Source organism: Thiomonas sp. TH-17, assembly GCF_057473305.1.
The window spans coordinates 1-12,561 of the sequence record NZ_JBYCKI010000201.1; the positions used below are offsets into that span (position 1 = coordinate 1).

The following is a 12,561-nucleotide window of genomic DNA, read 5'->3' on the forward strand; positions in this document are numbered from 1 at the left end:
GCTCGGGTCTCCAGTAGATCTGAGGGGGCTCACTGCATAACGGCTCACACGCCGGTGCCGTGGACTGCAGACGGAAGTATTTCAGCAGCCTGTTAGAAGCTCTTTTGATCGAATTACCCCACAGAAGATGTAAGTTTTTTTATTCTGTAAATTTATCCGTTTTGACCTTCACGGCAATGCCCTTCGCCGTGCCGGTTTCGTGTCTGCGTGGAGTCTGAACCTGCACCAACGCCTTCTATGGGGACAGCATTTGCGTCCTCTGCGATTCTGTGACAACATTTCGTTATTACAGTTGGAGTTGATGATGCAGAAGGTCTTTCATACCCGACAGTTCATGGCTGGCAATTCGCCTGCTGTGCGCATCCCCGTGGGCATGGCTTTTCCCAAACAAACCAAATTGGTGGTGATTCGAGAGGGCAACAGAATCATCGTGGAGCCTGAAGTGACTTCGCTGGCTTCCCTTCCAGCACAGTTCGCGGCTCTGCGCCCACTGCACAGCGGGGAGCGTCCAGAGTTTGTCGAGACGGAAAGAGCTTGGTGATGCTGCGATTTTTGCTCGACACCAACATCTGTATTTATCTGATGAAGGAACAGCCCGAGCCGGTCATTCGACGGTTTTCGGCTTGCAAGCCCGGCGAGGTTGGGGTCAGCTCGATTACTTGGGCTGAGTTGTGTTGCGGTTTGGAGGTGCATAACAGCCCGCCCGAGTTGACCGCGCTGTCGAACAGCTTGGTCATCAAGGATTTCGACATGCAAGCGGCGGCTTTTTTTGGAAAACTCTCCCGGCAGTTTCCTGCCAGAAAAAACAGCTTCGACCGGATGATCGCTGCGCATGCCATGTCATTGGGGATCACGTTAGTGACCAACAACTCCGCCGATTTTGCGCTTTACGCCGATGCCGGGCTGGTCGTCGAGAACTGGACGACTTCCGCCTGACGCAGAAGACTTGTGTTGTCGTTCCACTGCAGGGCACCGAACCTCGGCTGGGTCTGCTGTTGCTTTCTTCGGCGGATCGTTGATAACCAGACGCTTCCAACCGACCGGCGCAGGGCCACGAGTGGCTTGAGGCATTCTTGCCGCTGTATTCATATTCATTTATATTGAATACACCGAAAATGACAGGAGCCAAGCATGTCCCGAACAACGACCACGACCATGACGGTGCGTCTCAGCGGGCCACTCAGTGAATTCGTCGCCACCAATGTGGGCGAGCAAGGTGATTACGAGAACATTAGCGAATACATGCGCGACCTGATCCGCCGTGACAAAGCGCGAAAAGAGCAGGAGGCTTTTGACCGGCTGAAGGCCGAACTGACCCATGCCTTCGCCGCCCCGGAGAGCTCGTACCGCCCCCTATCTGCCGACGACGTGATCGCGCGCAACCGAGGCTGACAGCGTGGCCCAAATACGGCTTCAGGAAGCTGCGTCCTGGAGACTCGACGAGATCTACCGCTACACGCGCGATCGCTGGGGTACAGAACAAGCCGTCCGCTACATCAACGGGCTGTTCGAGGCTTTCGACGGCATCGATTCCCACGAGACCCATTCCAAGCCTATTCCCGCCGACTTTGGCATTGAAGGTTATTTTTTCCGCTACGAACGGCACTTTGTCTATTGGCGCCGTCTCTCGAATGGGGACATTGGCATCGTGACCCTCCTGCATGAGCGGATGCACCAGATAGACCGGTTCCGGGACGATTTCGGCTTGTAGTTGGACTGAGTGACAGGAATCAGCATCACCACAATGTGCCGAAATTCAAACTTGACGCTGCGTGCATCTCGTTTGCCACGGCCTAGTTGCCTATCGGTATGTGGCTTAAATCAGCATCGGCGCCAAGACACTGGTCTCCGCCGGGGTCCTCACCCTGATCGGACTGGTGAATCTGGCCCTGTTCCGCCGTCTGCTGCGGCTGCTGCTGGCCGCGCGTCGCGGCGGGATGAGCCGCCTGTTTCACGCGGTGTATGCCCGCATCCGTGCGAGCTGGCAGATGCTACCGCTGGGTTTTCTGTTCGACCTGGGCTTCGATACCGCGACCGAAGTAGCGGTGCTCGGGCTGTCTGCCGCGTTTGCCCAGCACAGCCATTTTCCGGTGTGGGGCATACTGGTGTTTCCCCTGCTGTTTGCCGCAGGTATGAGCCTGATGGACACCCTGGACGGTCTGGCCATGCTCAAGGTTTACGACTGGGCAATGCAGGACGCCACGCGCAAGCTGGGCTGTTGGCGCCGATGCCGATTTAAGTCACATGCCGATAGGCAACTAAGCCGTGGCAAGCGAGATACACGCAGCGTCAAGTTTGAATTTCGACACATTCCGACTGGCTCACAGCAAACCCGGCGCATCGCTCAAATCGACCTCGGCGCCAACACATGACGATCTCCGGGAGTTGAATGGGTCTTGGGGAATGCGCGTGTATGGCGTGAGCTGCTCCTGACCCGCCATAAATTCGATTCGGGATGACGCGCGCGGTCCCACCCTCCGTGCTGCATCGACACGATCCCCTGCGCCTATGATTCGGCCATGGATTTGCAGCCGACACCCGCCGAAACCTGCGTCACGCTGCACAAGCCGCTTGCCGCGTCCACCACCAGCCCCGAGACCTCAAGCGCCTGACGCGATATGTGCGGCATTTGCGGTGAATTGCGCTTCGACGGCCGGGCGGCCGATCTTCCCGCCGTCGAGCGCATGCGCGATGCGCTCAAGCCCCGCGGGCCTGACCATGCCGGTCAGTGGCACGGCGGCCCGGTCGCGTTCGGACATACCCGACTGTCGATCATCGACCTGAGCCAGGCGGGCGACCAGCCTATGCGCGACGCCGACACCGGCTGCGTGCTGGTGTTCAACGGCGTCATCTACAACTACCGCGCGCTGCGCGGCGAACTGGGCAAGCTGGGCCGGCGCTTCGTCTCCAGCGGCGATACCGAGGTCCTCCTCAATGCCTACGCGCAGTGGGGCGAAGACTGTGTGCGCCGACTCGATGGCATGTTCGCCTTCGCGCTGTGGGACCCACGCCGCCAAAGCCTGCTGCTGGCACGCGACCGCTTCGGTATGAAGCCGCTCTACCTCGCGCAGGACGGCACGCGCCTGCGCTTCGCATCGAGCCTGCCGGCGCTGCTCGCCGCAGGTGGCGTCGATACTGCGATCGACCCGGTCGCGCTGCATCACCTGTTTTCGCTGCACGCCGTGGTGCCGGCGCCTCGTACCATCCTGCGCGGCGTGCGCAAGCTGGAGCCGGCGCACACCCTGCGCGTGCAACCCGATGGCATGCGCTGGCTGGCGCGTTACTGGGAACTGATCGCCACCCGCCCAGACCCGCTGCCCAGCGAACAGGAGTGGATCGACGCCACGCGCGGCACGCTGCAGGCCGCGCTCGACAGCCATGTGCACGCGGCCGACGTTCCGGTGGGCGTGCTGCTGTCCGGCGGCCTGGATTCGAGCCTGCTGGTGGGCATGCTCGCGGGCGAGGCGCGCAATCTGCGCACCTATTCAATCGGCTTCGAAAGCCTGGATGCCGACACCGAGAAGGCCGACGAATTCGAGTACTCCGATCTCGTGGCGCAGACCTTCGGCACCCGCCACCACAAACTCTCCATCCCCAACAGCGCGGTGCTCGAGCGCCTGCCGCAGACCATCGCGCGCATGACCGAGCCGATGTTCAGCCACGACGTCGTGGCCTTCGATCTGCTCGCCGAATGGGTGAGCAGCGACGTAAAGGCCGTGCTCGCCGGCCAGGGGGCCGACGAGGTGTTCGCCGGCTATTTCTGGTACCCCCGCATGCAAGCCGAGGCGGGCCTGCCGGTGGAGCGTTTCTCGCAGCATTACGTCGACCGCGATCATGCGGAATGGCTGCGCTTCATCGACCCGGCGCACCACGTTCCGGACCTCACGCGCGAGTTTCTGGAGTCCGCTTTGCAGCGCCCGCAAGGCGACTCCTTTCTCGACCAGGTGCTGCGGCTGGACGTGACCACCCTGATCGTCGACGACCCGGTCAAACGCGTTGACAACCTGCCGATGGCGCATGCGCTGGAACTGCGCGTACCCTTCCTCGACCGCGCGCTGGTCGAGCTGGCCGCCCGCATGCCACCCGAACTGCGCTTGCAGGCAGGCGGCAAGTTTCCGCTCAAGGCCGTCGCGCGCGGGGTGCTTCCCGATGCCGTGATCGACCGGCCCAAGGGCTACTTTCCCGTTCCCGCGCTCAAGCACGTGCGCGGGCCGTTTCTGGCGCGCATGCGGGAGCTGCTCGAGTCGCGCGCCTGCCGCGAGCGCGGGCTCTACCAGCGCGGCTTCGTCGATGCTCTGCTCGCCGCACCCGAAGCACCTGCACACTTCACCCGCATCCAGGGCAGCAAGCTGTGGCATGCCGCCTTGCTGGAATGGTGGCTGCAGATCCACGTCGACGGCGCTGCACACTGAATCGACCATGATCGAACGTCTCAACCGCGATTGTTTCTGCATCAGCCTGGACCGAGTCAAGCTGGCCCAGGCGCTGGAGACCGAACTGGGCCAGCCCGGGCTGTACGCCCTGGTGCAGCAGCGCAATCCGCATCTGTTTTCGGCGCAGCCGGTGTTCGTCGGCCACGCACACGCGCAGCGCATGCGCGACGTGGTGCTGGCCGTGCAGCACGTCACAGCGCTGCCCGCCTTCCAGAGCGCCGTGCTCGCCCGTGCGCCGGAGTCAGCCAGCCACGATCCGGGCAATCCGGGGATGTTCCTCGGCTTCGACTTTCATCTCGAAGCAGGAAAGCTCGGCCTCATCGAAATCAACACCAACCCAGGTGGCGCACTGCTGTCGGCGGTGCTGGCGCGCGCGCAGCGTGCCTGCTGCGAGGACATGCGGGACATGGTGCCGAGCAGCGAGGCGGTCGATGCGTTCGAGGAGGCAATCGTGGCGATGTTCATACGCGAATGGCAGGCCGCCGGACGACAAGGCAGGCCCGCATGCATCGCCATCGTCGACACCGTGCCAGAGGAGCAATACCTCTACGCCGAGTTCCTGCTCTATCAGCGCCTGTTCGCACGCGCCGGAATCGAAGCCGTCATTGCCGATCCGGGGCAGTTGCGCTGCGACGGCACGCTGCTCAGCGTGAACGGTCGACGCATCGACCTGGTCTATAACCGACTCACCGATTTCGCGCTCGACGCGCCCGAGCATGCGGCCTTGCGCCGCGCCTGGGAGTTCGATGCCGCAGTCGTCACCCCGCACCCGCGCGCCCACGCCCTGTTCGCCGACAAGCGCAACCTCGCGCTGCTGTGTGACGCACCAGCCCTGCGCGAGATGGGCGCCGACGGGACCACCGCGGCCTTGCTCGCGGCGCAGGTGCCGCACACCGAAATCGTCGCCCCGGACAACGCCGAGCGCCTATGGGCGCGACGTCGCGATCTGTTCTTCAAGCCCTGGGCCGGCTTCGGCAGCCGCGCTGCGTATCGCGGTGCCAAGCTCACGCGCGGCGTGTGGCAGACCATCGTGCAAGGCGACTACGTGGCGCAATCCCTGGCCCCACCGGGTGAGCGCCGCATCGGCAATGCCGCGGATTCCCGGAGCCTCAAGTTCGATCTGCGCGCCTATGCCGATCTCGGCCAGGTGCTGTGGCTGTCGGCGCGGCTTTACCAGGGCCAGACCACCAACTTCCGCACGCCCGGCGGCGGGTTCGCCCCGATGTTCGAGGAAGCAGCCGCAGGCAGTCCGAACCAAGACAAGGCGACAGGAATACCCCCCGGGGCGACTCGCTGATCGCCTGCGCCGGACGTCGCAACTACCGGCACGCTTGGGTCCTGCCACATGCTGTATGTGGCCGTCTGGTTTTTGCTCTACGGCCAACTCGAATCTGCCACCGGTGCCTTCATGCACTGGCTCACGGGGGCCACGGGCCTGCGTCAACCGGTCATCCCTACGGCGCAGCCCTTCGATCTGGACGCACTGATACAGCGCATCGGAGAATGGATGCCCCCGGGCACGCATGACGACGACGCATGGTTCGGCATATCGCCAGCGTCGCAGGCGCTGGAGCAGCTGATCGACCGCATTGCATCTCTGGATTTGCCGGTGCTGATTCAGGGTGAATCAGCACCGGCAAAGAACTGGTGGCGCAGCACATTCGCGCCAGGATTGCGGCGCAGCCGGGAGCCCGACACGATCTTCCGATGGTGGCCATCAACTGCGCGGCGATTCACGAAGGACTGCTCGAATCCGAACTATTCGGCCATGAGGCGGGCGCGTTCACCGGCGCCAATAAACGCCATCATGGCGTCTTTGAGCGGGCCAATGGCGGCGTGTTGTTTCTCGACGAAATCGGCGACATGGCCATGCCGGTACAGGCCAAGTTGCTGCGCGTACTGCAGGACGGACAGGTTTGTCGCCTGGGCAGCGAAAAGGATCTGCATGTCTCGGTACGCCTGATTTGCGCCACGCACAAGCGGCTGGACAAGTTGGCCGAGACAGGCGCCTTTCGCCGGGATTTGCTGTTTCGCATCAGCGGAGTGCCGATCCACTTGCCGCCGCTGCGCGAGCGCGCGGACGATATCGCCTGGCTGGCGCACCGCCGGGTCCAGACGCTCAACGCCAAGACCGGGCAATCCAAACGGCTCGACCCACGTTTCGTCTCCTGGGCCAAGCTGCAACCCTGGGAGGGCAATGTCCGCGAACTGTTTTCCGCGCTCGATCGCGCCTACCATTTTGCCAGCGATTGCTGGGTGCGCTGGGAGCGGTTCGGCATACCGTGCTCGAACCCAGGATCTTCCACATTTGCCGATCGCGCTCACAATGTAGCGACGCCCCTGGGCGACTATCTAGCCCGAGCCGAGCGCGAATATCTGACGCAAGTGATGAGTGAGCGAGAAGGCAAGATGGCTGAGACGGCTGAAGTTTTGGGGATCAGCCGAAAGACCCTCTGGGAAAAACTCAGGCGCCACAAAATCGCCACCTGATCGCCTGATGTTGGCGCCAATCGGCATCGGTTCTGCTACACCACTGCGGTCTGAGGGCGCGGCTACCGTCATGGGAAGGAACGATCAGCTCTGTTAATGCGTGATGCCTGAACCACGTCATGCGCAGCTCCTGCAAACCGCCCGTGCAATCAGGCTGGACTGTATCTGTCCCCCATGTCATGCCACTGTGAACTGTCCCATCATGCCATTGTCCTCATGCTCCAGGATGTGGCAGTGGTACATGAAGGGATGGTCTTTGCCAGCGGGCTGATCGAATCGGGCAACCAGGCGGACCGTTTGGTTGCGCCGCACGAGAACGACATCTTTCCAGCCTCGCTCATACTCCGGCGGAGCCACGCCATCGCGCGAGAGAATCTGAAACGACGTGCCATGGACATGGAAGGTATGCGCCATATGGCCCTCGTTCCTCACTTGCCAGACCTCGGTGCTGCCTAGGCGCACGCGCTGATTGATCACCGCCATCTCCATGAACTGGTGGTTGATAGAAAATAGTTTTTCCATGCCCACGCCCATGCTCATGCCGCCAGGGCCGGTGTTTGCGCCCATGCCCTGATCCCCCGACATGCCCCCCATCGCGCCCATTGCCCCGCCTCCCATGGCGCCCTGCATCCCTTGCATTCCCTGCAAGCTGAACAGTCGCTGGGGCGCGTCGATGCGTAGCGACGGGATGGCCACCAGATGATCAGGAAGCCGCCCCGATTTTCCGGCAGGGGCGCCAACCCGAAGCTGCAGCAGATCGAACCCCTGGCGATCAAATCGATCAGCGTCCATGGGCATGCTGCTCAGCCCTGGAACAACGGAGCCCGAGTCACTGCGCAACACCAGAGTGCTTCCTTGGAGTGTGCGCAAATCCACCAGGATCTCCGCACGCTCCGCCGCAGCGAGAAGCAAACTGCGCCTCTCCACAGGGCGAGCCAGAAGTCCGGCATCGCTGGCCACCACATAAAAACTCTGGCCGCTGGCGAAAGCAAAGTTATAGAGGCGCGCATTCGATCCGTTGACCAGACGCAGCCGCACCCATTGCGCAGGAACGTTGACATAGGGCTGCTCACAACCGTTCACCAAAAACCGGTCGCCCTTCATGCCCATGCGGTCCATCATGCTGTTCATATAGCGCAGCGTGCCATCAGCCCCAAAGCGCCGATCTTGCACGATCACGGGAAAGTCATCCACGCCCCAGGTATGCGGCAACCCGAGGGCGCGGTCCACGCCATCATCGACCAGCAGCAGCCCTGCCATACCGGCGTAGACGTGAGGGCCTGTCAGCCCATCCGGGTGGGGGTGATACCAAAGCGTGGCACCCGGTTGATCCAGGGTGTAGGCGTAATCCATGGCGTGCCCCGGCGCGATGAGGCTTTGCGGGCCGCCATCCATCGTGCCGGGCACATGGGCGCCGTGCCAATGGGTGGTTGTCGGCTGGTTCAGCGCATTGCGAACCTGGATCCGCACCCGTTTGCCGCGCGGGATGCGCAGCGTCGGGCCCAGATAAGCCCCGTTATAGCCCCAGGTAGGGGTCCGCACACCCGCGAGCAAGGTGCTGGTTCCGGGGGCGATCCGCAATGCATACGCCAGACTGCCATCCGCCTGAGCCTGTCCGCCGAGTTGCCCAGGGATGGGCATGGGGCGGGTGAACACGCCGGACGGCACTGTCGCGCCGAGCGCGGTGTTTGCACCCATACCGGCCATGCCGCCCTGACCCATGCCCGGCATCGACCCCATCATCATGCCGCCCATGCCCTGTGCATGCGTGCGGCCCGCCAACCAGAGAGAGCTGCCCGCCACGGCACCAACAATGATCTGGCGTCGGCTGAGTTTGCCGTCCTTCCAATCGGGCGGCTTGTGGTGATCCGCCGAACCCGGCAATTTGTTCGATTTAGCCGACGTCATGAGTTGATCTCCTGTTTCATGCGCTGATAGTCCTCGCGACTGATTTCACCGTTCGCATAGCGCCGGTCAAGCGCCTCACGTGCCGACTCTTGCCTGGAATGCCGGTCCCCGCAATGCGACACGCCGTGTCCTCCTCTGAAAATCATCCAGAGAATCAGACCCAACACCAGGACTGGAATGATCCACATCCCGAACCAAGGGCCTGCGCCCCAACCCCAATACCCCATCATGATGCGTACTCCTTTGTGTTTGGCGCCGACTGCATGCCGCGGTGCATTGCACGCGCAATCGGCGGGTTATATCCGTGCGATCGCGCGCGCTCGTCCGGCCCCGGTTTACTGCGCGCCCGCAGGCGCTCCGCGACGGGTTCCGCGCATCGCGCCAAACTGCTGATTCAGTATGGCTTGCTGCCCCGGGCTCAGTTCGGCATAGAGCGTTTTCATCGCAGCGGTCATGGTCTCCATGCCTGCCACGCGCGCTTGCATCAACTGGGTGCGTTGCTCCATGCGTTCCGGAGCATTGCCCTTTGCCTCAAACAGGGTGGTCCGCATGGACTGCATCGCATCGGCCTGCTTCTTGGCTTGTGCCTTAAAGGCGTCCCAAGCAGGCTCTTGCTGCGGCGTGATCTGCAATTGCGCCTTCATCGCGCCAAGCCGATTTTCCATTCTGGCAGTTGGATCACCGCGCCCCATCATGCCCGCAGCCATGCCGCGTTCGCCCATCATGCCCATGCCCGGCCCGCCCCCCTGCATGCAGCCGTATTGCTGCGGTTGGGCAGGGGATTGTGCGTAGGCTGTGCCGATTGCGGCGAGCGAGAGGACGGCGGCAAGACCGAGTGTTCTATGGTTGCATTTCATGATTGATCTCCGATCAAAATGCGTAGACGGTTGGCAGGACGTTCCCGCAGCGACATCTGATGGACCGCCATCGCAATGGGAGCCATTTCAACGCTGACGTGTAAGCAGGCCGTGTCAAAAAGCGGCTGTTTTGTATCGCATGATCTGCGAACCTGTGGCTGACATGCTGCGTTACATTGTTTTTGACGAGGCGCGCCGCAGACCGCTGAAAATCACGGCATGGACACACCTGACCACATCCTGATCGTTGACGACGATGGCGAGATCCGTAATCTGCTGAGCGCCTATTTGCAAAAGAACGGGCTGCGCGTCACCGCGGTGGGCGACGGCAAGGCCATGGAGCGCGCCCTCGTCGCCGCACGCATCGACTTGATCGTGCTCGATCTGATGCTTCCGGGCGACGACGGTCTGACGCTCTGTCGCCAGCTCCGCGCCAAATCCGACATCCCTGTGTTGATGCTCACCGCCCGCAGCGACGAGACCGATCGTGTCGTCGGGCTGGAGATGGGCGCCGACGACTATCTGACCAAGCCCTTCAGCGCGCGCGAGTTGCTCGCCCGCATCAAGGTCATCTTGCGACGCGCTCGCAGCCTGCCCGTCAATTTGCAGCCCGAAGATTTGCGCGAGGCCCATTTTGCAGGCTGGACGCTCAACACCCTGCATCGCCATCTGATTTCTCCCGCAGGCGTGGTCGTGACGCTGAGTGGCGCGGAATACCGCTTGTTGCGCATTTTTCTGAGACATCCCAACCGGGTTCTCAACCGCGACCAGTTGGTGGATCTCACGCAAGGCCGGGAGGCCGACCCGCTCGATCGCAGCATTGATGTCCAGGTCAGTCGCTTGCGTCAACGTCTTGGAGACGATCCGCGCGACCCGGTGCTGATCAAGACGGTGCGCGGCATGGGCTATGTGTTGTCAGTGCCCGTTGAAGGAAAGCCGTGAAACGGTTGCTGCCGGCGTCGCTGTTCGGCCGCATGATGCTGGTCCTCTCGAGCGGCTTGATTTTGGCGCAACTCCTGAGCGCCTCAATTAACTTCGCCGAGCGCGACCGAGCGGTGCTGCGCAACAGCGGCATGCAGTCTGCGCAACGCATTGCTGACGTGGTCAAACTTCTGGATTCGATGCCGCATCAGGAGCGGCTCCGTATCGCAAAAGTCTTGAGCGTGCCGCCCCAGGTCGTGGACTTGGAGCCCTCACCCATCAAGACAACGGCTGCCGCAATGCGCAGCGCACAAACCATGATGTTTTCACAGGCGCTTCATTCCGCACTCGGGGATGAAAGACCGCTGATCGTCTCGGCCAGTGCAAACCCTTCTGATGCCAATGGATTCTCCGACATGCACCGGCGACCCCTACCTGGCATGGCCTCGATGGCGGCCTATATGTCGGGTATGACACAGGCATCCCGGTCTTCCATGCAAGCCTTCATGGCGGAAAAACTCGGCTTCCTGATCCAGGTGCAACTGCACGATGGAAGCTGGGTGGCCTTTACAACCCAGCTTCACCAAGGCGCCCAGGCGCCCCCCTGGCATTTGCTGCTGACCTTGCTCGTCCTCTTGGCGTCAGTGTTGTTCCTTTCCTACGTGGCCGTGCGGTGGATGACGCGGCCGCTGGCGGTCCTAGCCTCGGCCGCTGAATCACTTGGTGAAGACATCCATCGTCCTCCACTGCCGGAAGCTGGACCTGCCGAGGTACGGCGGGCTGCACACGCGTTCAACACCATGCAGGCTCAACTGATTCGATTTATTACGGATCGGACGCGCATTTTTTCGGCCATGTCGCACGATCTGAAAACGCCGATCACCCGCATGCGTTTGCGCGCAGAACTGCTGGATGATGACGATGTGCGCGCGCGGTTCGAGAAGGATCTGCTGGAGATGGAGCAGATGGTGAAGTACACGCTGGACTTCATGCGCGGTCTCGACCAGCCACAACATATTCAGCCCATCGACATCATGTCCTTGCTTGAAAGTCTGCAGGCCGACGCAGAAGAGATGGGGCGTGAAGTGCAGATTCAAGGGCGGACCAACAAGCCCTTCGTTGGGGATCCAGCTCGAATAAAGCGCTGCTTAGCGAATCTGCTCGACAATGCCGTTTTATATGGCGAACGGGCCCTCATCGTCGTCGACGATAGCGCTACCTCCCTGACACTGCGCATTCAGGATCAGGGCCCCGGCATTCCGGAGGAAGAACTGGAAAAGGTGTTTGAGCCGTTCTATCGGCTCGAAGCGTCGCGCAGCCGTCAAACCGGCGGCACCGGCCTTGGCCTCGGTATCGCACGCGACATCGCGCGTGCGGCGGGGGGACGGTTGACGTTGCAGAATCGCCGCGATGGCGGAATGGAGGCGATCTTGGAACTTCCACATAGTCCGGCATAAGTCGTCGGCCCTGCAAAATTCAAAATCCGTTTTCCCTTCGTTTTTTGGCGCCGATCAAAAGCCGGATATTCCGGGGTGTTGGGCTTGCCATGTGATTGGGTCTGCTGCTGCTCGGGGGCAGATCGTCGCGGCAGATCCCCACCTATGCCATTGCCTCGCATCCTGAGTTTGGCTGACAATTCAAGCAAACCCTGCGTTCAATGCATTTCTTTCAGGATCGATCGCTTTGCTGATCCATCAACGCAACTTGATCAGGACCGATTGCCCCACTCCTGCGCCAAATCACCGGCCGGGTCTGACCCGCGCCGCTTTCCCCGACAAAGCACACCGGGCGTCATCTGCTACGACCTGGGTGTGCTTTTCTGCAATGCGCGATGTTAGTATTCACTTACTTACTTTAACTCTGCGCTCAAATTGAATACTCGTCCCACGCATCTACCTGCCGAAGAACGCCGCGAGGCTACGGTCGAATCCGTCATCGAACTGGCTGCGCAA

General features: G+C 61.7%; 13 protein-coding genes. 10 read left to right on the plus strand and 3 right to left on the minus strand.

Features of this window, described 5'->3' with window-relative positions; genetic code table 11:
* Window positions 1-304: 304 nt before the first annotated feature.
* From AC2VLV_RS12100 to AC2VLV_RS12135, 8 genes are all read left to right on the plus strand, one after another.
* On the plus strand, window positions 305-541 hold the full coding sequence (locus AC2VLV_RS12100; RefSeq protein ID WP_486990227.1) for an antitoxin: 237 nt from the start codon (window positions 305-307) through the stop codon (window positions 539-541).
* On the plus strand, window positions 541-936 hold the full coding sequence (locus AC2VLV_RS12105; protein WP_486990228.1) for a PIN domain-containing protein: 396 nt from the start codon (window positions 541-543) through the stop codon (window positions 934-936). Before AC2VLV_RS12100 ends, AC2VLV_RS12105 begins: the two co-directional genes overlap by 1 nt.
* 219 nt (window positions 937-1,155) lie before the next feature.
* Window positions 1,156-1,392: a ribbon-helix-helix domain-containing protein gene (locus AC2VLV_RS12110; RefSeq protein ID WP_486990229.1), complete on the plus strand. Its 237-nt coding sequence runs from the start codon at window positions 1,156-1,158 to the stop codon at window positions 1,390-1,392.
* Between the two features lie 4 nt (window positions 1,393-1,396).
* Window positions 1,397-1,711, plus strand: coding sequence for a type II toxin-antitoxin system RelE/ParE family toxin (locus tag AC2VLV_RS12115; protein ID WP_486990230.1), 315 nt, complete (start codon window positions 1,397-1,399; stop codon window positions 1,709-1,711).
* Window positions 1,712-1,841: 130 nt separating this feature from the next.
* Window positions 1,842-2,372: a HoxN/HupN/NixA family nickel/cobalt transporter gene (locus tag AC2VLV_RS12120; RefSeq protein ID WP_486990238.1), complete on the plus strand. Its 531-nt coding sequence runs from the start codon at window positions 1,842-1,844 to the stop codon at window positions 2,370-2,372.
* 246 nt (window positions 2,373-2,618) lie between these two features.
* Window positions 2,619-4,412, plus strand: a complete 1,794-nt coding sequence (locus AC2VLV_RS12125) for an N-acetylglutaminylglutamine amidotransferase (protein ID WP_486990231.1) — start codon at window positions 2,619-2,621, stop codon at window positions 4,410-4,412.
* 7 nt (window positions 4,413-4,419) lie between these two features.
* Window positions 4,420-5,730, plus strand: a complete 1,311-nt coding sequence (locus AC2VLV_RS12130; protein ID WP_486990232.1) for a hypothetical protein — start codon at window positions 4,420-4,422, stop codon at window positions 5,728-5,730.
* 350 nt (window positions 5,731-6,080) lie between these two features.
* Window positions 6,081-6,923: a sigma 54-interacting transcriptional regulator gene (locus AC2VLV_RS12135; RefSeq protein WP_486990233.1), complete on the plus strand. Its 843-nt coding sequence runs from the start codon at window positions 6,081-6,083 to the stop codon at window positions 6,921-6,923.
* 177 nt (window positions 6,924-7,100) lie between these two features.
* Here the strand turns inward: AC2VLV_RS12135 and AC2VLV_RS12140 are convergent, their stop codons facing one another.
* The 3 genes from AC2VLV_RS12140 to AC2VLV_RS12150 all read right to left on the minus strand — a co-directional run bounded on the left by AC2VLV_RS12140 (window position 7,101) and on the right by AC2VLV_RS12150 (window position 9,688).
* Complete coding sequence (locus tag AC2VLV_RS12140; protein ID WP_486990234.1) at window positions 7,101-8,831, minus strand: multicopper oxidase family protein; 1,731 nt, start codon at window positions 8,829-8,831, stop codon at window positions 7,101-7,103.
* Window positions 8,828-9,061, minus strand: coding sequence for an SHOCT domain-containing protein (locus AC2VLV_RS12145; RefSeq protein WP_486990235.1), 234 nt, complete (start codon window positions 9,059-9,061; stop codon window positions 8,828-8,830). The genes AC2VLV_RS12140 and AC2VLV_RS12145 overlap by 4 nt, the downstream gene beginning before the upstream one ends.
* A 105-nt stretch (window positions 9,062-9,166) precedes the next feature.
* Window positions 9,167-9,688 carry a Spy/CpxP family protein refolding chaperone gene (locus AC2VLV_RS12150; RefSeq protein WP_465020262.1) on the minus strand — a complete coding sequence of 174 codons (522 nt, stop codon included), beginning with the start codon at window positions 9,686-9,688 and terminating at the stop codon, window positions 9,167-9,169.
* A 219-nt stretch (window positions 9,689-9,907) separates the two neighbouring features.
* On the opposite strand from AC2VLV_RS12150, the gene AC2VLV_RS12155 reads away from it, so the two are divergent.
* Window positions 9,908-10,630: a response regulator gene (locus AC2VLV_RS12155; protein ID WP_486990236.1), complete on the plus strand. Its 723-nt coding sequence runs from the start codon at window positions 9,908-9,910 to the stop codon at window positions 10,628-10,630.
* A complete protein-coding gene (locus AC2VLV_RS12160; RefSeq protein ID WP_486990237.1) occupies window positions 10,627-12,066 on the plus strand; it encodes an ATP-binding protein in 1,440 nt (479 codons plus the stop codon). The genes AC2VLV_RS12155 and AC2VLV_RS12160 overlap by 4 nt, the downstream gene beginning before the upstream one ends.
* The last annotated feature ends 495 nt before the right edge of the window (window positions 12,067-12,561 follow it).